Origin of the sequence: Mucilaginibacter angelicae (assembly GCF_042434235.1) — a bacterium.
Taxonomy (GTDB): domain Bacteria; phylum Bacteroidota; class Bacteroidia; order Sphingobacteriales; family Sphingobacteriaceae; genus Mucilaginibacter; species Mucilaginibacter angelicae.
Genome location: NZ_JBHLTS010000005.1, coordinates 1 through 1,375, shown reverse-complemented (window position 1 = coordinate 1,375; position 1,375 = coordinate 1). Strand labels below are relative to the sequence as shown.

The following is a 1,375-nucleotide window of genomic DNA, read 5'->3' as shown; positions in this document are numbered from 1 at the left end:
AACAGCGATATCTACAGCCGTGAGATGGCAGAGCGCTTATGCGGTCACCTGGAGCGGCTGCTGCCGGCGGTATGCGGTTCACCGGATGCGCCAATTTCGGAGCTGGATTACCTGAGTGCTGCAGAGCGCAAAGAGCTGCTGGAAAGTTTCAATGATACGGCGGTAGCCTACCCTGAGGAGGAGACGCTTGTTTCGCTTTTCGAGGCACAGGCAGCGCAGGCCCCCGGATCACCAGCACTGGTATTCGGAGACCGGACGCTGAGCTATTCGGAACTGAACGGTTTGTCAAACCGGCTGGCGCATTTCCTGCGCCTGAGGGGTGTAGGCCGTGAGGACCTGGTTGGGATCATGCAGGACCGGAGTGAATGGCTGGTGATCTCGATCCTCGGTGTATTGAAGGCAGGAGGCGCATATGTACCGGTCGATCCGGGTTACCCTTCAGAGCGGATCAGTTATATGCTAAAAGACAGCGGCTGTAAGGTGTTGATAGATGACACCTTGTTATCGGAATTCCGGTCGTCATTAGCTGAATATGGTGCAGATAACCTCGCGGGTGTAAATGAATCGAAGGACCTGGCGTATGTGATCTATACCTCAGGCTCAACAGGCAAACCCAAGGGGGTGATGGTAGAACACCGGAGCGTGGTCCGGCTGGTTAAATCGGGCAATTATATAGATCTGAAACCTGATGCTAAACTTTTATCAACAGGGGCATTATCATTCGATGCAACGACCTTTGAGTATTGGGGTATGCTGCTGAACGGGGGCACGTTAATTATGTGCAGCCAGGAAACTTTATTAAGTCCGTCATTACTATCATCAGAAATCAGCCGGAATCAGGTAAGCATCATGTGGTTCTCTGCGGGTTGGTTTAATCAGTTGGTTTCGGAAGATAAAAGTTTGTTTAAAGGACTGAAAACGATCATCGTAGGCGGTGACCGTCTGTCAGCGCTTCATATAAGCGAGTTACGTGAATTATATCCTGGTCTTGAGATCATTAACGGTTATGGCCCAACCGAAAACACAACATTTTCATTAACCTATAATATCTCGTCGGTGAGCGGCGATCTCCCAATCGGAAAACCGATCAGTAATAGTACCGCCTACATCTTAGATGCCGGTTTAAAGTTACAGCCTGTAGGGGTAACGGGAGAGATCTGCGTAGGCGGGGCCGGAGTTGCGAGGGGTTATTTGAACCGCGAAGAGCTGAGCGCTGAGAAGTTTATTGCCAATCCATTCAAGCCCGGTGAACGCCTATACCGCACGGGGGACCTTGGCAGATGGCTCGCGGACGGCAATATAGAATACCAGGGACGTTTAGACGACCAGGTAAAGGTTCGGGGTTACCGGATCGAGCTTGGTGAGATCGAAAGTG

The 1,375-nt window shown here is 51.2% G+C and carries 1 protein-coding gene; it reads left to right on the top strand.

What is annotated here, in order from left to right; translation table 11 throughout:
* Nucleotides 1-24 precede the first annotated feature (24 nt).
* On the top strand, nt 25-1,375 hold a 1,351-nt coding region (locus ACFFGT_RS03635; RefSeq protein ID WP_377021147.1), incomplete at its 3' end, for a non-ribosomal peptide synthetase.